At 30.2% G+C, this 23704-nt stretch carries 22 protein-coding genes and 2 pseudogenes; 7 read left to right on the forward strand and 17 right to left on the reverse strand.

Features of this window, described 5'->3' with window-relative positions; genetic code table 11:
• Positions 1 to 133: 133 nt before the first annotated feature.
• The 4 genes from ACWJKE_RS10515 to ACWJKE_RS10530 all read right to left on the reverse strand — a co-directional run bounded on the left by ACWJKE_RS10515 (position 134) and on the right by ACWJKE_RS10530 (position 5162).
• Complete coding sequence (locus ACWJKE_RS10515; protein WP_462958778.1) at positions 134 to 2458, reverse strand: glycoside hydrolase; 2325 nt, start codon at positions 2456 to 2458, stop codon at positions 134 to 136.
• 62 nt (positions 2459 to 2520) lie between these two features.
• Positions 2521 to 3891, reverse strand: coding sequence for a HAMP domain-containing sensor histidine kinase (locus tag ACWJKE_RS10520; RefSeq protein ID WP_462958779.1), 1371 nt, complete (start codon positions 3889 to 3891; stop codon positions 2521 to 2523).
• Entirely contained in the window at positions 3872 to 4528 is a 657-nt protein-coding gene (locus ACWJKE_RS10525; RefSeq protein ID WP_220286989.1) for a response regulator transcription factor, read from the reverse strand. Before ACWJKE_RS10525 ends, ACWJKE_RS10520 begins: the two co-directional genes overlap by 20 nt.
• Positions 4529 to 4778: 250 nt before the next feature.
• Complete coding sequence (locus ACWJKE_RS10530; RefSeq protein WP_462958780.1) at positions 4779 to 5162, reverse strand: YmaF family protein; 384 nt, start codon at positions 5160 to 5162, stop codon at positions 4779 to 4781.
• A 185-nt stretch (positions 5163 to 5347) separates the two neighbouring features.
• Here ACWJKE_RS10530 and ACWJKE_RS10535 point away from each other — a divergent pair, with 185 nt between their 5' ends.
• The 4 genes from ACWJKE_RS10535 (at position 5348) to ACWJKE_RS10550 (ending at position 10604) form a co-directional block, all read left to right on the forward strand.
• Positions 5348 to 6163, forward strand: coding sequence for a polysaccharide deacetylase family protein (locus ACWJKE_RS10535; RefSeq protein ID WP_216302239.1), 816 nt, complete (start codon positions 5348 to 5350; stop codon positions 6161 to 6163).
• Positions 6164 to 6425: 262 nt separating this feature from the next.
• Positions 6426 to 8327 (forward strand): serine hydrolase domain-containing protein, encoded by a 1902-nt coding sequence (locus ACWJKE_RS10540; protein WP_462958781.1) that lies wholly within the window; start codon positions 6426 to 6428, stop codon positions 8325 to 8327.
• The gene (locus ACWJKE_RS10545; protein ID WP_462958782.1) at positions 8314 to 9060 is read left to right on the forward strand and encodes a response regulator transcription factor; all 747 of its coding nucleotides are present in this window, start codon (positions 8314 to 8316) and stop codon (positions 9058 to 9060) included. Before ACWJKE_RS10540 ends, ACWJKE_RS10545 begins: the two co-directional genes overlap by 14 nt.
• 14 nt (positions 9061 to 9074) lie before the next feature.
• The gene (locus ACWJKE_RS10550) at positions 9075 to 10604 is read left to right on the forward strand and encodes a HAMP domain-containing sensor histidine kinase (protein WP_462958783.1); all 1530 of its coding nucleotides are present in this window, start codon (positions 9075 to 9077) and stop codon (positions 10602 to 10604) included.
• Positions 10605 to 10932: 328 nt separating this feature from the next.
• Here the strand turns inward: ACWJKE_RS10550 and ACWJKE_RS10555 are convergent, their stop codons facing one another.
• The 6 genes and pseudogenes from ACWJKE_RS10555 to ACWJKE_RS10580 form a co-directional block, all read right to left on the reverse strand.
• Entirely contained in the window at positions 10933 to 11199 is a 267-nt protein-coding gene (locus tag ACWJKE_RS10555) for a hypothetical protein (protein ID WP_462958784.1), read from the reverse strand.
• Between the two features lie 75 nt (positions 11200 to 11274).
• Positions 11275 to 11442 (reverse strand): annotated as a pseudogene (locus ACWJKE_RS10560) (transposase); the annotation flags it as partial.
• 43 nt (positions 11443 to 11485) lie between these two features.
• A complete protein-coding gene (locus ACWJKE_RS10565) occupies positions 11486 to 12262 on the reverse strand; it encodes an IS4 family transposase (RefSeq protein WP_462958785.1) in 777 nt (258 codons plus the stop codon).
• A 364-nt stretch (positions 12263 to 12626) separates the two neighbouring features.
• Positions 12627 to 13295, reverse strand: coding sequence for a YczE/YyaS/YitT family protein (locus tag ACWJKE_RS10570; RefSeq protein ID WP_462958786.1), 669 nt, complete (start codon positions 13293 to 13295; stop codon positions 12627 to 12629).
• A 653-nt stretch (positions 13296 to 13948) separates the two neighbouring features.
• Positions 13949 to 14455 carry a hypothetical protein gene (locus ACWJKE_RS10575; protein WP_462958787.1) on the reverse strand — a complete coding sequence of 169 codons (507 nt, stop codon included), beginning with the start codon at positions 14453 to 14455 and terminating at the stop codon, positions 13949 to 13951.
• Position 14456: 1 nt separating this feature from the next.
• Positions 14457 to 14771: pseudogene (locus ACWJKE_RS10580) on the reverse strand (winged helix-turn-helix domain-containing protein); the annotation flags it as partial.
• 228 nt (positions 14772 to 14999) lie between these two features.
• Here ACWJKE_RS10580 and ACWJKE_RS10585 point away from each other — a divergent pair.
• The gene (locus tag ACWJKE_RS10585) at positions 15000 to 15422 is read left to right on the forward strand and encodes a VOC family protein (protein WP_462958788.1); all 423 of its coding nucleotides are present in this window, start codon (positions 15000 to 15002) and stop codon (positions 15420 to 15422) included.
• Positions 15423 to 15670: 248 nt separating this feature from the next.
• On the opposite strand, the gene ACWJKE_RS10590 is transcribed toward ACWJKE_RS10585, so the two are convergent.
• From ACWJKE_RS10590 to ACWJKE_RS10620, 7 genes are all read right to left on the reverse strand, one after another.
• Entirely contained in the window at positions 15671 to 16213 is a 543-nt protein-coding gene (locus tag ACWJKE_RS10590; protein WP_462953250.1) for a NisI/SpaI family lantibiotic immunity lipoprotein, read from the reverse strand.
• 12 nt (positions 16214 to 16225) lie between these two features.
• Complete coding sequence (locus ACWJKE_RS10595) at positions 16226 to 16969, reverse strand: lantibiotic immunity ABC transporter MutG family permease subunit (RefSeq protein ID WP_220320345.1); 744 nt, start codon at positions 16967 to 16969, stop codon at positions 16226 to 16228.
• A 1-nt stretch (position 16970) separates the two neighbouring features.
• On the reverse strand, positions 16971 to 17696 hold the full coding sequence (locus ACWJKE_RS10600) for a lantibiotic immunity ABC transporter MutE/EpiE family permease subunit (protein ID WP_462958789.1): 726 nt from the start codon (positions 17694 to 17696) through the stop codon (positions 16971 to 16973).
• Positions 17696 to 18403: a lantibiotic protection ABC transporter ATP-binding protein gene (locus tag ACWJKE_RS10605; protein ID WP_462958790.1), complete on the reverse strand. Its 708-nt coding sequence runs from the start codon at positions 18401 to 18403 to the stop codon at positions 17696 to 17698. Before ACWJKE_RS10605 ends, ACWJKE_RS10600 begins: the two co-directional genes overlap by 1 nt.
• Positions 18404 to 18732: 329 nt before the next feature.
• Positions 18733 to 18876, reverse strand: coding sequence for a hypothetical protein (locus tag ACWJKE_RS10610; RefSeq protein ID WP_216302245.1), 144 nt, complete (start codon positions 18874 to 18876; stop codon positions 18733 to 18735).
• A 25-nt stretch (positions 18877 to 18901) separates the two neighbouring features.
• Positions 18902 to 20902 carry an FtsX-like permease family protein gene (locus ACWJKE_RS10615; RefSeq protein ID WP_462958791.1) on the reverse strand — a complete coding sequence of 667 codons (2001 nt, stop codon included), beginning with the start codon at positions 20900 to 20902 and terminating at the stop codon, positions 18902 to 18904.
• Positions 20892 to 21665, reverse strand: coding sequence for an ABC transporter ATP-binding protein (locus tag ACWJKE_RS10620; protein WP_462958792.1), 774 nt, complete (start codon positions 21663 to 21665; stop codon positions 20892 to 20894). The genes ACWJKE_RS10615 and ACWJKE_RS10620 overlap by 11 nt, the downstream gene beginning before the upstream one ends.
• Positions 21666 to 21949: 284 nt before the next feature.
• Between ACWJKE_RS10620 and ACWJKE_RS10625 the strand changes: the two genes are divergently transcribed.
• On the forward strand, positions 21950 to 22612 hold the full coding sequence (locus ACWJKE_RS10625; RefSeq protein ID WP_220286983.1) for a response regulator transcription factor: 663 nt from the start codon (positions 21950 to 21952) through the stop codon (positions 22610 to 22612).
• Positions 22609 to 23619 (forward strand): sensor histidine kinase, encoded by a 1011-nt coding sequence (locus ACWJKE_RS10630; protein WP_462958793.1) that lies wholly within the window; start codon positions 22609 to 22611, stop codon positions 23617 to 23619. Before ACWJKE_RS10625 ends, ACWJKE_RS10630 begins: the two co-directional genes overlap by 4 nt.
• Positions 23620 to 23704: the final 85 nt, after the last annotated feature.

Raw genomic sequence — 23704 nt, forward strand, 5'->3', positions numbered from 1 at the left:
TATCCTTTATCCTTAGTTTTAAACTATTCTAACCTTAATATAACCCTTCTATGTTACATTAAGGTTACATATCTTTATCGTTTAGCCAAAAAAACAGCTTATAAATATAATTTATAAGCTAGAGCTTAGTCCTTTAGGGGGTATATTTAATTTTATTGTCTCCATCAAATATAATAAGAGATTTTGCGGCAATTTTTTCCCCTTCAACATTAACTTCCTTATTAGAAAAGTTAGCTATTACCTTTAAGCACTCTCCATATTTAGTCATTTGGACTAATCTATCCTTTGATAAAATCTTAAAATCTGTCATTTCCTTAGTAATTGCATTTTTACTAAAATCAGACCATACCTTTGTATGTTTTACAATAACGGCTTTATTCTTATTCCATTCATTTTTATCAATATGATAAAGTGGTGGTACATTATATAAAACCTCATATAGCATTCTATTTTCTACTTCATCTTTTATTTTTAATGTACCCCAGCCCCACCAATGAGAAGTAATAACTGAATTATTATAAACTAACTTGTATAGTGGAATTGTATATGCGGTATCCATAAATAACCTCTTATACTTATCCTTTATAGGTATCTGCTTTGAAAATAACTCTGGTGCTCCTCCATTGCTTGAATAATATCTTCCCACATAATATTTACTATCCTTATTTTTACTCATATCCTTATCCATCCATGAAAAAGATGGTGTTTCTATGCCATGAGCAAACGCTATAGATTGGCTTGTGAAGTCATTTCCTCCTTCACTTCCAACTACCATATTAAACTGCTTTTCAAGGTATTCCATTCTTTCTATTCTTGCCTCTATATCTTCTGCTTCTGTTGTAGGATGCTCTTTAGAATAATCATCCTCCACTTCTCCTGTTGCATCTGTATCTAAAAACCACGAATTATACTTTAAACCAGTCTTTAAAATAGATGAAACTCTATCTTTTACACTTGGCATAGCAAGTGTTGGATTTAACTTTCTTCCAGACCCTTGGAACCCCTCTATCTTTTTGCCCTCTTTATTGGTTACAGTAGCATTTTCATAAAGTGATGTATCAGAAAATTTCGCTGTTGACCACTTTTCTTGTCCTGGCTTATGAATTGAATGATAAGAATCATAAGTACCTATTAAATATCCCAATTCATTTGCTTTTTCAACTAATTCTGGCTTTAAAAAGCCTTCTTCAAAGTCGTCTAATCCAACCCACATTTTATCAATACCGGACTTTTTCATATCGTAAAGTACATTAACAGTATTAGCATCTGCCCATTTTTCAATAGTATCTGCTACATCTCCCAAAGATGATTTTAATAAACCTTTATTTAAATCTATTAATTCTACTGGGTTTAATTTATTTATCCCCTTATCTATTAACTCTTTACTTTTTTTATCTAAATTCGAAAACACCTTAGGATTATAAAACTCCTTTAACTGTATTACAGAATTAAAACCTTTTATAATTCTATTTTTTGTATATTTATCAACATAATCTGAAGAATCTAAATCATTAAAAGCAGTAGCGAGCTCTCCACCATCCTCAACCTTTGTTTTTAATAACTCCTGCATCCAAAGTTTTAGATCTTTTGGAATGCTTCCTTTTATCTTATCCCATTTAACATTTTCCTCAGATATTGCCGACCTATCCCAAAAATAAACATGTGGCGCTCCATAAAGTTTTTCAATATTTTTATTATCCTTAGCCTTATCCTCTAGAGATTTAAAGTTGCCTTGTTCAACAATAAAATTTTTATAAGTTTTAGCCACATCTACTGGATTATTCTTAGTTAAATAAATTCTAAATCCATAATCTTTGTTTTTATTTATTGAAGGATATTCATGATTAAAAGTAAATTTAATATTTTCTTTAGTATCAAATTTAACTTCATTATTATAAGGATTTTTAATTATATATAATAACGAATAATTCTTTTTGCTTGCTGCAAAAAACTGCATAGAAAAAGACTCTAAAGTTTTCATTTCATTATCATTTAAATAGTCTTTCCAGACTTTATCATCCTTTGGAATATACTTACCCTCATTTAATGGAAGCATATATCCTTCTCCTGTTACTTTCGGCCATGAAAATTTATTTTCACCATCCTTATTACTAGATTTTATAGATACATCTAAATACTTATCTTTCTTTTGAATTTCTACATCAATATTTTTCTTTTTATAACTCCAAGATATTTTATTTCCATTATCCTTTAAGTTTGATACCTCCGTTTTTTCTAAAGGCTCAGATACTGTTTCCGTGATTCCATTAGATTCTACCGTTACCTTAAAGGTAACAGGTTCTACTTTAAACTTAAAATCTAAATTTTCAACCTTAGCATTCATTTTGTTATTAATTGGATTAACTTTATTATTACTTGAAATAGCTTTATTATTACAACCTGAAAATAATGTTGTTACAGTTATAGCTACTAAAACTAATGATATTCTTTTTTTCAACTAAATCACCTCATAAGTAAAATACTATAGAAGTGTTACGCCAATGTTACAAAAAACTTTATTTAAAATATTATGTAAAATTCAATCTTATTCTGTTTTACATTAAATCCAAAGTCAAGATTATGTTTTTCTAATATTTTTTTCACTATAGATAACCCTAATCCCGTACCAGAAAGTTCCTTACTTCTTGATTTTTCAAGCACATAAAATGGTGTCCATATATTTTCTAAAGCTTCTTTACTACTTTCTTCTAATCCATTTTTTATAGAAAACATTGTTTTATTATCTTCTTTGACTATTTCTACTTCTACCTCATTATTATTAGTATACTTTATAGCATTTGTAATTAAATTATTTAATACTATATCAATGCCTTCCTTATCTCCATAAATAATATATTCCTCGTCTTTATTTATATTTGATATAAAATTTATGTCAGCCTCATCTATAAGTAGTTTATATTTTTTTAAAACACTACTAAACTGTTTCTTTAAACTAAAGTTAGATTTTTTTAATTCTTTTTTTTCAAGCTTTGACAAAAACAAAAGGTTTTCTACTAAACTATCCATATGGTCTATTTGCTCATTAATTATTCCCATATATGTCCCATCATCTAAACCATCCTCAATTCCCTGTCCATACGCCTTTATTAAAGCTAATGGAGTTTTAACCTCATGAGCCATATCTGAAATTAAAGTCTTTAACTTTTCATTTTGAAAATTGATTTCTTTATGTGCCCGCTCTAAGCTTCCACTCATACTATTTATACTTATAGCAAGCTCTTCTATTTCATCATTTGTTTTAATTTCCTCTTTTCTGAAGTTTAAATTAGCAATATCCTTTGATAATTCTTTTATAAGTTCTAATGGTTTTATTATTTTTTTAGAAAAAAAGCCAACTAAAATTATAATTAAAATCAAAGAAAATATATTTAAATATATATTAAATTTATTTATAATATCTATAGTTTCTCCCATATATGGTAGTGGCATCGCTATAGCAAATATATATTTATCAACCTTTATAAACTTTGTTAGTACCTTATATTTTGTTACTCCTTGGTCATATATCTTGTTTACACTTTTACTATTTAACTTACTTAGAGTATCTTCCGTAAGCCAGAATTTATTTAGCTTTATTTTATTCGAACTAAATTTAGTTATTAAATCCTCATTAATATTATTAATATCGCTACTTGCCTCCGAATAAACTATAGTGACATCATTTTTCTTTTCCATTTCATCTATATTTTTAAAAATATAATCTGTTTTTTTTCTGTTTATTTGCTCAGAAATCTGGTCTAATGTCCTCGTCTTTTTAAACATATAAAATCTTTCAATAAAAAATACATTTATCACCATAGAAATTATAGTTACAAAAATTGTGACTGACGCTATAGACAATGTGAACTTTTTACTTATTTTGATTCTCATCCGCCTCCATACTATAACCAATTTTTCTATAGGTTTTTATACTATCCTCACCTATTTTCGCTCGAAGTCTTCTTATATGAGTATCCACCGTTCTATGATCCCCATCATAATCCATTCCCCAAACTAAATCTATTAGCTTATCTCTAGATAAAATAATCCCCCTATTTCTCACAAAAGAAATCAAAAGATCATATTCTATTTTTGTTAATTTTAATATTTCTCCATTATTATATACCCTTTTCTCATCTGTGTTTATTTTTATATTATTAATACTTATCTCATCATCAAAATTTATAAGCTTTTTCGCCCTTATTAAAAGTATTCTAGGATCAAAAGGCTTTTTTATATATTCATCGGCTCCGCAATCTAATGCTTCAATTTCATCCTCATTTTGTGTTCTTGCAGTTAAAATTAATACCTTTGTATTACTATTTTCCTTAATATATTTACAAGCCTCAACTCCACTAACCTTTGGCATCATCCAATCCAAAATTGCTAAATCAATTTTATGTAAATGAAACAAATCTAAGGCTTCCTCTCCATCCTTTGCTGTAATTGCATTAAACCCTTCTTTTTGAAAATAAGCTGAAAGGATTTTTACCATTTGTTTCTCATCATCAGCAATTAGTATATTCAATTAAACCTCTCCTTTTAGCCACTAAATATTATAGTTTTTATTTAGATTATACCCAACTATAAGTATTTTCTCTATAACATTTATAACTTCTACTCAATTAATATCATATTATATTCAAAAAACATAGTAAAGCATTAATAAGGCTGCACTCCTTTAAACTTATTTTAAAGGAGTGCAGCCTTGTTATATGGAACGATGTTAGCATTCACTGCCTTTTACAGCAATGCCTTAACTTAACTTAGTTCTTTTATTAAGCTTCTTCGAATATTGGAGCTTCTATAAGTGTAGCAAATATTAATTCATGGCAATGGTCATCAACGACATTAGTTTTAGCCTTTACAAAATGAACATGCCTACCACCGCCAACAGGTATTGCTAAACCTGAAGTTGCTTCAAATTCATGAAAGTGATCAAAAAAATCTGTTCTTGATTTAACTTTATGCACATGCCCACCTTGAACTGGTATTGCAGGACTTGACACTCCAGCAAATCTATGATTATGAGCATCCTCACTATCTAATTCTGCTAATCTAGTACTTCCTAAGAATTCATGGTCGTGGAATTGCTTTTCTTTTTTACAACAGTTATCCTCATGCTTTTTTTCACAACCACAGTTATTTTCAATATTTGACATTAACATCACTCCTTTTTATCTTCAGTTACTATTGTATGTATCTTATTTAAAAAAAGAACTAAATGCAAAAAAATTCTTATGTATTTTATTTCTAGCGCTCTCTATACTCTCCTAAAACAATTTAGTATAATTTTTTATACATTACAAATAATAATTTATAATATAAATCGGTTTAGGAGGTCGATATGAAAAAAAATTTGTGTTTCATATTTATATTAATTTTTTTAACCTCTATCCTTGGATGTTCAAAATCTATTTCAAAACCTATACCCATAACAAAGAAAGAGTCTACAGTTAATAAACCTTACGGTAAGAGTGTTCCAGTCCTAATGTACCACTCAATTACCTCTGGAAAAAGTGATTCCAATTCTCTTCCTATTGAAACGTTTAAGGAGCAAATGAAATACCTAAAAGATAACGGTTACCAGACTATAACGCTTACGGATTTATATAAGTACTTTATGAATCAGAAGCCTCTACCTGAAAAATCTGTAGTCCTTACTTTTGATGATGGCTATGAAAATAATTATACTGCTATGTTCCCTGTTCTAAAAGAATATAATTTTAAAGCAGCAATTTTTGTTATTACTTCTCATATTGATAAAGATCATGAATTTATGACATCCAAACAGCTTTTAGAAATGGATAAATACGGAGTAGATATAGAAAGCCATACCGTAAATCATGATAAGTTAAAATCACTTTCTAAGGATAAGCAACTAGCAACATTAATTCAATCTAAAAAAGATCTAGAAAAAATATTAAAGAAAGAAATAAACTTCTTTGCCTACCCTGGTGGTGCGTACAACAAAAGTGCCATTGAGGCTGTGAACGAAGCTGGTTACAAAATGGCTTTCACCATTGATGGTAAGTCGTCTAGTTGGTCCTCTAAAAATGATGGTCTACTTTCCTTACACAGGGTAGATGTAAGTTCTTTTCAGGACCTGAATGCCTTTAAAACTGGAATTTCTAATGCTGATTATAAATCTTTATTTCAATAAAAACAACCATCTGGGCTCCAGATGGTTGTTTTTATTATTATTTTACTCTTTTAATGTCCTTAAATATTCCTATAATACTGATACACATACCCCCTTTTTAATTTGTCACTACGTTCAACTATCAAGCCCTTCAAATAACCCCTGAGTTGAATTAAATCTTAAGATAATCTTAAGATTTAGTTAATATAGCTAAAAGGTAAATGTATTATCATAATAATTAGTAAGCGCTTACAATTTATTAATGTAAAGGTAGGAAAACACTATGAAAAACAACAAAAACAAAGTACTATCTTTTGTACTTACACTTATTCTCTTCTTAACTATATGGCCTAAAAATATTGCATTAGCGGAAACTAGGGACACATCTTTGGAATCTTTTCAAAAGATATCTGATGAATATATGCAAAAAGTTTTAAAAGATTATAAAGTAGCTGGTGCAACAGTTTCTGTAGTTAAAGATGGAAAAATTTTTTTTGAAAAAGGATATGGATATAGTGATGTGGAAAAGAAAACTGTTGTAAATGCTGATACTACAGTATTTCAGATTGCATCTATTACAAAACTTTTTACAGCAACAGCAGTGATGAAGCTAGTAGAAGAAGGTAAAATATCTCTCGATGAAGCTGTAAATAACTATTTAAAAGATTTTAAAATAAAAAATAGTTTTTCAAAGCCTATTACGGTTAGAAATCTATTAAATCACACTTCAGGTCTTGATGAAAAATGGCCTATGATTTACAGAACTACAGGTGATAAATTTTACGGTAGTATTGAAAGTTTGGGTGATTTTTTAAAAAAAGATCTTCCGCCCGTAATCAATACACCAAGTACAATTACTCATTATAATGTTTATAACTATGCTATATTAGGTTATTTAATAGAAAAAGTTACAGGGAAGCCTGTAAAAGAGTATATTACTGATGAAATATTAAAGCCATTGAATATGAAAAATTCTTCCTATTGGATAAGCAAAGATATATTAGGTAACATGTCAAAGCCTTATATATATATAAAAGACAAATATATAGAAACATCTTATTCTATGCCTGTAGATCATCCGAGTGGAGCTATGTGTTCTACTGCTTCCGATATGGCAAATTTCATGCTTATGCAGCTTAATAATGGTGAATTTAACAAAATAAAAATTTTAAATGAATTGTCAGTAAATTCCATGCAGACTAACAACTCTTGCAACAATTCAAAACTTTTAGGTTTTGGATTAGGTTTTTTTCAAAATAAGAGAAATGGACAGATTGTACTAGAACATACTGGTGAGTTACCATCTTTCAACAGCATATTGACTATTATGCCAGAAAAAAATATAGGAATGTTTATTTCAATTAATACAAATTCAGATAATAGTTCAAAAGTATGCAATGAATATGCAGATAAGTTTTATGAGTTTTTTAATGGGCGAAAAGGAGATGCAAAAGATATTGTAAAAGTAAAAGATAATATTTCTTTGAGTATGGATTGGGAAAAAATAAAGGGGACTTACGCGTTAAATAACTTTCCACACAAAGGTATATGTAAAGTTATATCAATAATTCCATCTTTAAATGTTAAGATTGAATATGAAAAAAGTACAGGAAATATGATTTCATATGCTGGAAGTAAAAAATCTATACTAAAACATGTAGATAAAGACCTTTTTTACGACCAAGAACGAAATCAATATGTTAAGTTAGTAGAGCAAAATAATAAAATCTATATTTTAGCAGGGGTCGAAAGTTATGAAAAAATATCAGAGGTAGATAAGTATTTATCTTATATGTTACCCATAGGATTACTTTTTGCTTTTTTAGCAGGTATAATAATACTAGTATCACTGCTTAGAAATAAAGAAAAAACGAAAGCTAGTAAATATATGAAGAGTTTCCTACTTTCTCTGTGTTTTTTTATTTGTATGTATGGTGCTTTAAATGTTATTTTATTTATATATGCAGAAACAAATAATATGAATGTTATAAATAATGTAATTACACCTTTTATAAGAGGAAACTCCTATCTAGCATTTATATCTACTTTGATGTGTACAATATGGATGTCTCATGGATGGAAAAACAATGATTTTTCTAAACTTAGAAAGATATTTTATTCTATTGTAATTATATTTGCTGCTACTGTTGTAATGTTTATGTATAAAATGAATGGATTTTATTAGAAACTTGATAATTAAAGAAGGTAAGATTATGGGCAGAAAAATATTAATTGTAGATGATGAAAAGGAAATTTTAGAATTAATTCAATTGTATCTTGAAAAAGAAGGGCATGAAGTTATAAAGGCAGGCAATGGTATAGACGCCTGGAATAAGATTCTTGAAAATGATGTAGATCTTGCGGTAATTGATATTATGTTGCCGGGACTTGATGGTTATCAGCTAACTAAAAAAATAAGAGAAAATTATACAATACCTATTATAATGTTATCAGCTAAAAATCAAGACAATGATAAAATTTTAGGCTTAGATTTAGGGGCTGATGATTATGTTGCCAAACCATTTAATCCTCTCGAACTTTTGTCTAGAGTTCAGGCTCAACTCAGGAGAGCTTATAAATTAAGTGTATTAAATGAAAATAGTAATGAGGAAAATGAGATTGTTATTGGAGATATAATTTTAGATGAAAAAAAATGCACTGTTTTTAAAAACGAGAAAGAAATATTTCTTACATATACGGAATATAAAATATTGAGCATTTTAATGAAAAGCCCAGGTAGAGTATTTACAAAAAAACAGATTTTCGAAAAAGTTTGGGAAGAAAATTATTACGGAGATTATAATACAATTATGGTTCATATATGCAATATACGAGAAAAAGTTGAAGAGGATGGTAACAAATCAACATATTTAAAAACCATAAGAGGTTTGGGATACAAATTTGATAAGTTATCATAAAAAGAGGTATAAAAGTGGGCAAAAAAAATATGGGATTGCATAAAACACTAAGGAAAAACTATATCTTATTTGTGTTTTATAATTTATTTACTTTTATCATAGCCATAATATTACTCTATATTGTGGCTACCTTAACTTATGGTGAATACACAGAGCCTAAAATAGAGGCAACAGATATTATAAATCCAGATTATAAAAATACTAATACTAAGGATATAGAAAAAATACAGGGCTGGGTAGAAATAATATATAACAATAAAGTTGTATATGTAAAAGGATTGAAAAAGGATAGTAAATATTTGTATACACAACAAGAATTAAAGAAGTACGCATTTTACCAATCAAAAGGTATCCAGTTTCAAGTTCAAGTTCTACCAGCAATAAACAAATATGATGCACACATTGAAGATGGTAAGTATAAGGACAATCTGTACAGCTATTCTTCAGCAGCATTTGAAGGCTTAGATAAAAACCAATATATATGTTTAGTTAAAATCCCAATGGAAAATGTGAAATTCAGTATTAAAAATTTTATAAATACTAATAACACCATATATAAGCAGAGCAGAGCTATTTTTGGTATTTTTATAGAAGCTATATTTTCTTTTTTACTTTTCTTTTTTATAGGTAATGTATTATACAGTCATTGGACTTCAAAAAAAATAACTAAGCCTTTAGGGCATATTGCAGAAGGAATTGAAAAAATGACTTCTGGAAATTATAGCACACGATTAAATTTTGAAGCAGAAAAAGAATTCGAGAACATAAGAAATGCTTTTAATTATATGGCTGAAAAATTGGATCAAGCAGAAATCAGAAAAAAAGAGTTTGAAAAAAGTAAAAGAGAAATGTTAGTAAATATTTCACATGATTTAAAAACACCTATTACTACTATTTATGGTTATTCAAAAGCTTTAAAAGATGGCATGGTGGATGATGAAGAAACAAAACAAAAGTATTTAGAATATATATATGATAAATCTGAACGTACATCAGGTTTAATCGATGAATTTTTCACTTTTACAAAATTGGATAATGGTAACTATCCATTAATTGTGCAACCAAAGGATTTTGTGGAATTTATAAGAGAAGTGGTAGTAAATATTTATGGCGAAATCCAGGGAAAAGGGTTTGAACTTTTATTAGACATTCCTGAAGAAGAAATTTTATATGAATTTAATAACAAAGAGATGTATAGAGCTATCCATAATATTTTAAGCAATGCTATAAAATATAACCCTTGTGGAACAATTATAACCATAAATATAGAAAAGCATGAAGAATTAATACTCAAGATCTCTGACAATGGTATTGGTATTACTGATGAATTTAAGCAAAAAATTTTCAATGAATTTATAAGAGGGAGTGAGGCGAGAGAAAGTGATGGAGGCAGTGGTCTTGGACTCGCTATAGTAAAAAAAATAGTAGAAAGACATAGAGGAAAAATCATTCTTAATAGTGAAATAGGAAAAGGTAGCGAATTTATTATTTATCTCCCTTTAGGCAAACAAGAAAATTGGCCTTTGCCTTCGCGAGATTTATAAAAATCGCATATAAATTTTTCATATAAACAATAAAATTTAAATTAATTGAGCTGCATTTCGTAAAGAAAATCCACTCATTATTAAATCTTCCTTTTGCTTATATGGGTACTGCCACCATTCCCGAAATGTTGGCAGCACCCCATAGCCATCAAGCTAAGCCATATTGAATATTAGTAAGTCAGTATTAAATACTATATTTTACCATTAAAATTTATTTTGATAAATTTTAATGGTAAATTTTAAGTGTACAATAGTATTCAAACAATTTTAGGGTACACCAAAAAAAGCCACGTATATAGTGGGGCTTTTACAATTTTATCAAGTTGTTTTATGCTGCAACTTTAGCCTGCGATGATGTTAATTTATAACAAACTCCAAGAATATCAAAAACAGTTTTCTTGTCCTTTTTATGAGATTTCAGACCATTCCTAACTACATTTTCAAATATTAATTTTAAGGTATTGAGAACTTTATTAGGGAATTTGATAAGCTCAAAATACAGACTATCAATATATTCATGAACTACTTCACAAGTCTTAATTTCACTAGCTTCAAGACCTTTATTTTCTAATGCTAAAGTCCTCATTTTAAACATTACAGCAAAACTTATGAGTAGCAAAATAAGTTTTCCATAAAGCTGACATTGAAACCGTTCTATTTTAACTAACTTTACAACATGTATACTAAATATGGATTTCCACGTTTTAAATATTATTTCGATCTGCCATCTTAAACTGCAAAACTCATGAACCTGCTTTGAACTTAAAACTTCTTCCTTAATATTCGTTATATAAATAGATATACCTAATAATTCAATCGTATTATTACTTTTTTCTATACCCTTTTTTCAGCATTCTTCACAGATTTTTCTGTTCTTTTTTTCAATTGCCCATTTGTAGTTTATATAAAATAAGCCTTGTTTTTAGCGTCTTTTCCTTGCCTACATAGACATCCTTAATTTCATAACGGTCCCCCTCGCCCATCTGTTTCATTATGTCAGAAATGTAGATTCTTTTAAAAAGGCTTGATTTTTTAGGAGCGCCATTCTTATAGTACTCTATATCCTTATTATATATATATACTGCTATATTAGGTTTGAGTCTTGATATGTAAAGCGCTTCTCTATCTTCTATGTCCAAAAAATCTTCAAAGTTGAAATACCCAAGATCTCTTAAAATAAGATCCCCAGATTTGATAGTATCTCTTATTTTGCTCCCAAAAGTATTGTCGCTTCCTGAGCCAGCTCCTACTTGTATATTAAGAAGATTTCCAGATTTCAATTCATATTCTAGTTGTATTTTTACACCTGAAGCTTGAGAGCAGCCACCAGATCCAGGATAAATATCTTTATAGCTTTCTGTTACTTGAAAAGCAGTAGAATCAAGTATTCTTATTCGTTTGAAATGTTCATCCCATACACTTGGTATGCAAGTATTATTTGTTATTGTTTGGCGCAACAGGTTCTCAAAAATCTTCTTTAAAAATTCCACACATCTTTCATTTAAACGTTGATCTAATGCTTGATTAGAAATAACTATTCCTATTTTTGCACTAAGTTTTGTACATAAGGTAACAAGTGTATTATTAGCAACCTCTGCATCCATAAAGCAGCATAAGCAAACGAATTCCCATGCTTTAATTTTACCTTTTCTTTTCACAAAGCCTGTTACTCTAGCTATTTCTTCAATCTTCTCTTTTGAAAAACATCTTTTAATTTAAGCTGCAAAATGTTTCATATTTTTATTCAGTTTTAAGTTTCTTATATCATTTGTAAATTACCCCCATTGATGTGTTTTTATTATCTTTTAAATGATAACATTTTTACAAATGGGGGGGCTTTATTTTTATAGACTTCCCTTAGCTTGATGGCTATGTGGCAGCACCCCTAAATTAGCCAATAATAGAATCATAGTGAATCAATAAAAACAACCATCTGGGCTCCAGATGGTTGTTTTTATTATTATTTTACCCAGCCATCATTATAGAAAACTTTTCTTTTACTATCCATTAATATAATTAAATTTAAGCTTCCACATATACATTTTCTTCCTCTTTATGTTCAGATTGATTTTTAACAATCGCATTTACTAACTTTTCTCCATATGGAAGGCAAAATTGTATGCATGGACCTGTTAACAATGCAGATATTATTGTACCTATACCAAATACTCCACCGAGTGTAAATCCTGTTATTAAAAAGATAGCATCTAAGCTCATACGAACCCAACGATATTCTAAATTAGTTTTATCTTTTATTATAAATGGAATAATATCATTTGGTGCAACGCCTAGATTACTTGCTGAAAGTATAGAAAATCCAATTGCAATTAGGCCACAGCCGAATACAACTAAAAGTATTTTTACACCAATATTTAAAGATTCAATCGGAAAGAATGAAACAGCCTTTACTCCAAGATCCATAATGGGGCCTACCCCCACCACGCATATAATTGTTCCTATATTAATACGCGTTCTTTCAACTAAAAGTATTATACAAACCACTACAAATAAAATAATCATATTGGCGCTTCCAGGTGTTTTCTTTAATAAAAATGCTAATCCTTGAGTGAATAAAGTAAACGGATCAGAACCAATATTAGTTTTTAAAAACAAAGCTACCCCGATCTGTATTATACTCATTCCTATAAAAAATAGGATTAGTCTTTTAATTAGATTTAATTTTTTTGTCATGTTTTCCATCCTTTGCCTTATATTTTATAGTTGCTCTCTATAATATTTTCAAATTTTTATTATAAACTACCAAAAAGGTCAATTTTAATTATACAATGATACAAATTTATATACAAGTATATATTATTTATGTAATTGTTTGAAAAATATAGTTATATTAAGTATATTTTGAAATTGTTAAAGAATTAGTTGGCGTTTCTCTACGGTATAACGTAAACGAGCTAAAAAATGAGCATTTCTGCTTCTGGTCTCTCACAATATATTTGATAAGTTAGATATTTCTTCTTCATTCGAAAGTGTTGTAAAAGACAGTAATTTGGTAATTAACGACTTCTTGTCACACCACAATGTAAGAATATAGTACATTGATTTTGTGCCCCTCTGGGACACTTTTCATCCTAAAACATACATTTATGGGTTTATGCTTTTCTTAACGTACGAAATATCATTTTTACGTATCTTCCCCCAGATACAACTCAGTTTATAATAATTTACTATCTAATTTTCTTGCTGAACAATTTAATAATAAGTCTTGGCTGTCAATCCATCCGCATATTTCTTCACTGTTTGACGAATAATGTTATGTAGTGAATATAACTCTAATTTTAAGTCAGAGGACAAATTCTCCAGCCTTATATAATGCAATACCATCTCTACATATTGTTCAATTTTAAATAGCTCCTGCTCCATAAGTTTTTTTCTATACCTGCCTGCATAGACTGAATAATCATAGAAAAAGCAGCAATAGGGGTCTTTATTTGATGTGTCCACATTGTATAATAATCAACCATCTCACTTAATTTATTATCAGAGTTATATAATACTTCTGATTTTTCCTTATATATAGTTGTAATAATACTCTGGTAGTCTTTTTCTATTAAGGTCTTAGCCTTTGGTAGCTTATCCAGTTTAAATTGTATCCCACTGAGAATATCTTTAAGAATCATATGCTTATCATAATATATGCTAAAATCATAAAGGCTAAACAAAAAAGCTAATGTAGCTGATAGTAAGGTTGCATATAAAATAGGCTCTAATGGAAGATGATATAAAAAATATACACTGAAAAATATCATTATAAAAATCAAAAATTTAATAATTGTTTTTATTTTCTCCTTGCAATAGGAACTTGCAATAGTCCAAAGATAATTTTTTTTCATCTTAATCACCCACTATATATCCTATGCCTTTTTTTGTCTTAATAAAATCCTTAAGCCCTATATCCTCTAGCCTTTTTCGAAATCTAGTGACATTAACCGTTAAAGTATTATCATCAATAAAACTATCACTTTCCCACAGCTTCCTCATAATGTCATCACGGGAAACAACCTTGTTTTTGTTTTCTAAAAGAATCTGTAATATCTTGAACTCATTTTTACTTAAATCCAACTTATGATTTTTATATGTAAAAGTCAGCTCTCCTAAATTAAGAACAGCTCCATCACTTTCTAAAATGCTTACTTGTCCTTGAAAAGATTATTTATCCATTAATTTACTATACTAAATGTTATATGTATTTCAGTCAAGCTTTTCCGAGGCATCACCCATAATTTTATTGCAAATATATAATTGATGGAGCTACCGGGGTACAAGTAGGAATGGAACTAAAAACAGTTCTAATGACTTAATGTTGGTAAACATGATATAATTACTTTAATTATAAAATGATTATAAAAATATTAGGAGAAGTTAGGAGTTGAGAAAATGGTTCAATCGATTATCTACATAGCTCTAGTTGTGAAGGATTATGATGAGGCGATAGACTTTTATACGAAGAAACTTAATTTTACATTAATTGAAGATACCTATCAGCCAGAACAAGATAAACGTTGGGTAGTAGTATCTCCACCTGGATCGACCGGTACTACAATATTACTTGCAAAAGCATCTAAATCTGAGCAAGATTCATTTGTAGGTAACCAGACAGGTGGTAGGGTTTTTCTTTTTTTAAACACTGATGATTTTTGGAGAGATTATAATGAAATGATTTCAAGAGGAATAGAATTTGTGAGAGAACCAAAAGACCAATCTTATGGAATGGTTGCAGTATTTAAGGATTTATATGGGAACCTGTGGGATCTGCTTGAGATGAAAGAAGATCATCCGATTTTGAAACGAATTAAGTAACTGTTTGAATTCATTTCAACTATATAAACGGATAATAATCTATAAAATACTGTATTATTCAGAAATGGATTTGCAGTATTTTATTTTATGTTTTTGTACCAATCCCCACAAACTACACCCTACATTTTAAAATAAACCACTCTTTGTTGCTGCCTCCCGACTTTCTTTCTGAAATGCCGTTAAATTCGTTTTCTATATATTAGTATAACTTTGTCGTAATCTATTTTTATAAAAAAGTAAAACGCTTCTCATTCTGAAGTTGTCAATTCGTCTTCTGAGAAGCTGTGTAGCCCCGCAGGAGATAATTTGATGACTGTTTTATCAGTAGATGCGCCTTCTACAGGAATCGCTTTGTAAAAATTGTTATTGATTTGAACAGCAATGGCGCCTTTAGTCTCCACATCTTTTATTGAACAAACATTTTGAAAAGAGACAATAAACTTTGCATCTTTAGGAAGATTCTTTTTTACATCCTCTATTGTTAATTGGGCAGACGAATCAATTCTTTTTTGCTCAAGTATACAATTATTTTTATCAATAACTGCCACTTTGTCAATAATTCCGTTCCATCCCCCAATTTTAGACCGCTCCAATGAAAGATTTGAAATTTGATAGGTTGTATCCTTGTAACTTATTTGAGTAGCATTTTTAGCATTAACTTTACAAATAATTTTATCTTTAATTGCATGGTTCCTGGCTTTGCTAATTATTTTATCTTTTGGAGAACATCCTGTTATTAGCGTACAAAACAAAACTGTGAACAAAGGTATCAATATTTTTTTTATCTTCATAATAATTTCTCCTTACTCATATGACTTTCTTCCTTCCCACTTTCTGAACCAAAATAAACTAGCAACGAAGGCAATACATATTGCAAATAGCATTACAAATAATCCCTTTTGCATATCAAGTGCTATTTCAGCACTGAAAGCAGGATAGTTCAACTTGTTAACCATACTATTGCAAAGTCTCACACTCCATGCCCATGGAACAAAGTGCCATATATAATCACCAAGACCTGTAAGCATAAGAGCAGAAATCAGACTTCCGGAAACTCCGAGCCCCGTAGATGCTCCCTTTCCAAATTGAAGACTAATGAACACATGCAATATATAAAGAAATATGTTTCCTATAATTAATGCTGCACCTGCTTTTAAATAAAATAAGTAGGGCAATACGTGAAATCCAAGTGCAAATACTCCTACAGCAAGTGCAATAGAAAAACTTCCTAATAAAAGTAAAAAAATTAACTTGCTTAAATACGTAGTACATTTTGATTTTGAAGTACATAGCATTACTTGAAAACCTCCAGCTTGCTCTTCCTGCTCAATTACTATCCCACTGATTAATCCTATCAGTAAAGGAAACGCAATGGCCAGCGCATCTAGATACCCTTCTATATCCATAATTGAGTTCTTTGATGTCCCGTAGTAATATAATAAAAACATAAACGCTCCTGCTAGTGGAATAAATAAATGAATCCACAAAATAGAAGTATGTCTTAATTTGTAAAAATCCGATTTTATACATCTAAGTAAAGCAACCATATTAATTAACCTCCTGTTTTGAAAACCAATTAGCGGTAACAATCAATAGCAATGCAAACAGAATAAGAGACAAAATTATTCCAATTGGAATCGCGATTGGATTTAGTAGTGGAGATCCTGTTTCTACCTTAAGTCCATTTGGAAGATATCCAAGAACTGGACACATAATACGAGCTGTCCAGCTATAAGGACAAATCCACCACGTTGATGTTATTGCAGTCAAAGAACTTAACATAATACTACCGCAAACGTTAATCAAAACAGCCCCTATCATTCCCAGTTTCTTTGCTAAAAACATACAAAGTGGAATTTGCCACAAAAATGTAACTGCAATCAAAACAGCTGCGACAAGTGCCCGAAAAAACGGTACAGTGACGGGAAAATAGTAGCCGCCTAAAATAATTCCTACTGACAGAACCATGCAGGATAGAAGCATATAAAACCCATTTACCAAAACTTTTGAAATCCACACTTTTTTTAGTGAAATTGGAAGACCAAATACAGCTCTATACCGTAATTTTTTTTCTTCCCTTTCATTAGTCATCACTGCCATTATTGAAATATATCCTGGTAGTATCATCATGTACCACGAATTAAAGCTATTGGCTTGAAACCATATAACAGATGAAAGTGCAATGAGGAAGGTAACCATAGGTGCAAGAAAAATTATTTTTTTTATAAATGTTCTCTTATATTTTAAATTTTCAGCCTGTAAATATTCGAGCATTATGAAACCATCTCCCTGTTCTTTTTCACAACCTCTGTGAAAAGTACTTCCAAATCTTCTCCAGGATTAATTTTGCCGTTATACCCGAGTACCCCATTGCTGATGATACCAATGTGGTCTGCAATCAATTCAACCTCAGACAATATATGACTGGAGAGGATGACTGTCATTCCTTGAGCTGGGAAAGAACGTATTAACTCACGTAAATCTTGTATTCCAAGAGGATCCAGGCCATTTGTAGGCTCATCCAAAATTAACAATTTGGGTTTATTTAGTAGTGCAATTGCAATTCCAAGCCTTTGCTTCATCCCCATAGAAAATTGTCCTGCCTGCTTTTTATTTGTGTTTGTCAAATCAACTGTTTCCAATACTTCCTTAATACGAGAATCAGGAAGCCCTAAAAGAATGGTTCGAACTTTCAGGTTTTCTACCGCCGTCAAATTTTCATAAAGAGGTGGAGATTCAATCAAAACCCCTATATTTGAAAGATCATTCCTGCTCCAAGAATGATCATCAAAAATAATTTCTCCTGATGTTGGATGAAGCATTCCCGTAATCATTTTTAATAAAGTTGATTTTCCTGCACCATTTGGTCCTAGCAATCCATAGACAGAATTTTTCTTAATCAACAGGGAAATATTATTTACCGCACGTTGTTCTTTAAAAGTCTTGCAAATATTTTTTGTTTGTAAAATATAATTATCCATATTCATCTTCCTTTCGTTTACTATAGTTTTATAATATAAGAATTTTATAAAGAGTTCAAAAATTCTTTTTCTACTTTCAATAATTCTGTCATTATAAATACCCCTCGTTAATATTAATTATTTTAAATATGTTTTACACTCTTAGTATACAAAAAAGCAAAATATACCACCATTGCTTCGGCTTACATTTTGCTCTTTCAACTTACATTTTTGTAACATCATAATAATTATTCCATTTTAGAAAATGAATAATTGCCTTGGCGCTTTTATCATATTCGTAATCGTCAAATAGCCCCTACCTTAACTTAAGATGAGAGCTATAAATAAATTTATTTGTTTTTCTTATGTTTAATAATCCCCACAACAATAACTATAGCAATGATGACTACGATTCCTTCAAGGGCTGGCGACCACCATTGAATAGTTTGAATAATTCCTTTAGACACTCCTAAATTTAATAAAAAATTCTCCATATTTTTCTCTCCTCACTATATTTCTTTATTTTATCTTTTGTTCAACAATGATTTGTTTTGCACTTTCGTAAGTTGCAATGAAGTACATGATATACAAAGCGATAATAATTGCAAAACTTACCCCCATGTTTAGCCCAATAGACATCTGAAAGAATGACTCCACTTCATTTAGTACGGATCTAGTAACAAACATAGATAAGACCATTGACATAATCAGTGGCACAATAAAGTAAAATCCAATCTGTAGAAACAATGTGCTACGAATCATTTTCCCATCTGCCCCCATATTGGCTAATGTGTGATATCGTTCTTTGTTATCTTGAGTTTCAGTTAATTGTTGCAGTGCAATTACTGCCAAACAAATTATAATAAGCACAAGACCAATATAACTACATATGAATGCAATAACCCCAAATGTCCCAAAATAGGAATCCTGTTGAACATCTTTTGTCATATAGCTAATGCTCTTATTCACTATTGAATCACTCCATGCTTTAATCATCTGTGCGTTCAATAGGTCTTTGTTCGCATCTGCCTTATAAAGACCGTTTAATAAATATGCATCAGGTATTAACTTTGAAGCAATTTCATCAGATACAATAATTGTTCCCGGATCATTTGCGCCTATAGGAGCAAATGCTATAATTGTCTTGTTAAGGGGTTCTGCCCTTTGTGGTGTTAATTCTTGACCAGAAACTGTAATCTTCCCATGATTCTTTAAAAAATGATCTACATAAGGTATTGTGTTCTTATAGGTTGCATTTATAAGATATTGATTTTTAGATAAGCTAATCTGTTTCTCATTTTGAAGAGTCATCTGTTTATTAAACTCCGTCTCTGACATGAAGTTAATTTTAGATTCTGGCATGTCCTTATCCGTAATGGATAATTTTACGACTTGCCCCTCAAATATATCTCCATAGGTATAATCCGTAACATATAGAATGCTCTCACAATAATCCTTCAAATTTTCTTGCAAAATGACTCCATCTTTTTGGGATTTTTCTAGTGGAGTTACTTTATTCTTGCTTATAGGTAACAGAACGGTAACATCATAAGGAATAGATTTTTTCATCAGATTGTTAATTTGACCACTAATACTAAACCCTGAGCTAAGGACTACAAGCGAGCACAAAAGCAATCCACTAATAACTGTGATGACAAGATAATTTGTCTGAAGCTTGCTACCAATTTGTCTAAATAAGAATGTATTTAATCCACGAAAGTACATACGTTTATTTTTTTGAACAAATAATATCATTACACTAGAAGCAGTATAATAAAACAATAGAATACCAACCCCAATAAGCACCATAACTTTGGGTAGAGTTGTTTTGCTAAGTCCAGTACTAAATAGTATGTATATACCTAAAATCATACAAAATGCTGATGTAGCAAATAATAAAAATGAAATCCATTTATTATGAACTCTTAATTCTTGATTCTTTCTGTCTGCTGTTAATAAATCAATTAACTTTAATTTAAAAATCGAACGCGTGTTAACTATCATAACAACCCCAAAAATGATAGCAAAATTAATAATTGTTTCTTTTATAGCATTAACAGACAAAACCAACTGGAATGAAGATACATCTGTTGCAAATAAATTTAATGCTATTAGTGAAAGCCCTTGTGATAAAAGCAAACCTATACCTAATCCAACTATTAAGGAAAAAATACCAACCAAAACAATTTCCCCCACAAAAATAGATGAGATGCTCCACTTGTCCATGCCGAGAGTCATATACATTCCCATTTCTTTTTTTCTTCTTTTCATAATAAATTGATTTGCGTATACTACAACAAAAGCAAGAATCACAGCAATAAATTTTGATAGAATTCCTATATATTGATTCATAGTATCGGTCATCATTTTCATTGCAGAAGATAATTTGCTTAATCCTGGCTGAGATGCTATTGAATTAAATGCATAAAACAAACTAACCGCCAGGGCCAATGTTAAAAAGTAGACCACATAGTCTTTAATACTCCTACGTACATTTTTAAAAACAAGTTTAAAAAACATTATCACTCTCACCTCCTAAAACAGAAACAACTTCCATGATGCTATTAAAGAAGGTTTTTCGATCATGACTGCCTTTATATAACTCATTGAATATTTTCCCATCCTTAATAAAAATGATTCTTTTACAAAAGCTTGCATTATACGCATCATGAGTTACCATAAGAATTGTGGCCTCTTGATTACGATTTAAATCTTCCAAACTTTTTAATAGCATTTTTGCAGATTTACTGTCAAGCGCTCCTGTTGGTTCATCTGCTAAAAGTAAAGATGGATGAGCCACCATAGCACGAGCTGCTGCCACTCTTTGTTGCTGTCCTCCAGACATTTCATAAGGATACTTATTAAGCACTTTCTCTATATTTAAAGCCAAAGCTACATTATCTATTTCTTGTTTCATTTTATTCACAGGACAATGATTAATGGACAATGCTAATGAGATGTTTTCATATGCTGTCAATGTGTCCAATAAATTATAATCTTGAAATATAAATCCCAATTTTTCACGACGAAATTTGGAAAGCTTACTTCCACCTAAAAGAGTGATATCTTCTTCGTCTACATATACATGTCCTGATGTAATAGTATCAATGGTAGAGATACAGTTAAGTAATGTGCTTTTTCCGCTTCCGCTAGAACCCATTATTCCCAAAAATTCTCCTTTATTCACTTCAAAAGAAACACCATTTAATGCATGTGTAACTTTACCTTTATTTCCATATACTTTTTCAATATCTTTAACTTTTAAAATCGTATTAATATTCATCGTTATCGCTCCTTTTCTCTCTCTTACCCTACTTTATCATCTTTCTATTTTTCAAACTATCGATTAACCTTACCGTAGCATTACCATTTTGTAAGGTTAATCATCAATTGCATTGCTGTAACCAGCACCGTAAGTGATGGTTGGGCTACTCTACTCCTTGCCATTATAACGAATATTATGTACAATATACCATATAATTCATTATAATTGTCGTATGTGCAAAGTACTGCAATATAACATCGTGGTATCGTTTATTATATTTATATCGAAGAGGAGACTGTAAAATGAAGATATTTATCATTGAGGATGATCCAACAATTTCTAGGGAGCTAAAGAGTTTCCTCTCTAAATATGGTTATGAGTGTTTTGATAGCAATGATTTTGAAAATATTATTGAAATTGTATTACATTCAAAATCTAATTTAATACTTTTGGATTTAAATTTACCTTATCAGGACGGGTTCCACGTATGCCGTGAAATACGCAAACAATCTCCTGTTCCTATCATCGTTGTCACCAGCAGAAACACACCAATAGACGAATTGCTAAGCTTAAACATTGGAGCTGATGATTTTATCACTAAACCTTATAATCTTCAAATATTACTAGCTCATATTCAGTCTGTGTTAAAAAGAACCACCGATAATCCTGAGAGTATCTTACTTAGCCATAAAGACCTAACCGTAGATGTTTTAAAAAGCAAAATGATCTATGATGGCGGGGAAGTAGACTTATCAAAAAATGAGTTAGGTATAATTCGATTGCTCATACTGAATAAGGGCAATATAATTTCAAGGGATGATCTTATGAATGAGCTATGGCAAAATGGGGATTATGTTGATGAAAATACCTTGAATGTCAACATTGCAAGGCTTAGACGGAAACTTAAGTCTTTTGGCTTAACCGATTATTTAATTACAAAACGCGGTCAAGGGTATCAGATATGAGTGTCATAAATTATCTTAAAGAAAAATCAATTCAAATTATTCTTGTTCTTTTATCCTATGTTATTATCACTGGTATACTATATCTGTTTAATGTTAAAAGTTCTGTTATTATTTTCATTTGTGGTATATTGCTTTTCTGTTATATTTCTGGATTATGCTTTGACTATTACAGAATGAAGCATTTTTACAGCGAACTGCTTTTAATTTTTCAAATTCTTGATGAAAAGACATATATCACTGATATTGTTGAAGCACCGCATTTTTTTAGTGGTCAGGTTTTTTATCAGATTTTGAAAGACTCAACAAAGGTCATGAATGATAATATCGCAAGCTTTAAAATATCACAGCGAAACTATCACGATTATATTGAATTATGGGTGCATGAAATCAAAACACCTATTACGGCAATCAATTTGATTATAGCAAATAACAAATCACCTATATCGCATCAAATACAATCTGAAATTGATCGAATTGAAGGTTATGTTGAGCAAACACTTTACTATGCCAGAAGTAATACGCTTTATGAAGATTATCAGATAGAGACGACTCGTCTCTCATCCATAGTCAATAGCACAATAAAAAGCTGCTCAATGAGTATCATACGAATTAGTGGCAAAATACAAATGAAAGATTTGGAATTAGATGTAACAACTGACCCTAAATGGATTATATTTATTTTGAAACAACTCATTGATAATGCAATCAAGTATCGAAGTGATAAACTAATAATTTCATTTTATACGAGGCAAGTAATATCAGGCACCATTCTGCATGTTCATGATAACGGCATAGGCATTCCCCCTGAGGATATACCTCGCGTTTTTGATAGGGGATTTACAGGACATCATGGTAGATCATATATGAAATCCACGGGAATGGGACTTTATCTATGTAAAATATTATGCAAAAAATTAGGATTAGATATAACCGTTCAGTTTTCTGAACCTTCTGGAACTACAATGATGATTTTCTTTCCTAATAAGCTGAAAATATTTGACGAGTAGTAACCTTTAGGGGTTCTTCCTCAAAGTATCCTGAGGCCACTGTAGATGTGAAATAAAATACAACTAAAAAATAGATAGAGCATCA

The sequence above is a fragment of the Clostridium sp. CM036 genome (genome assembly GCF_055081135.1).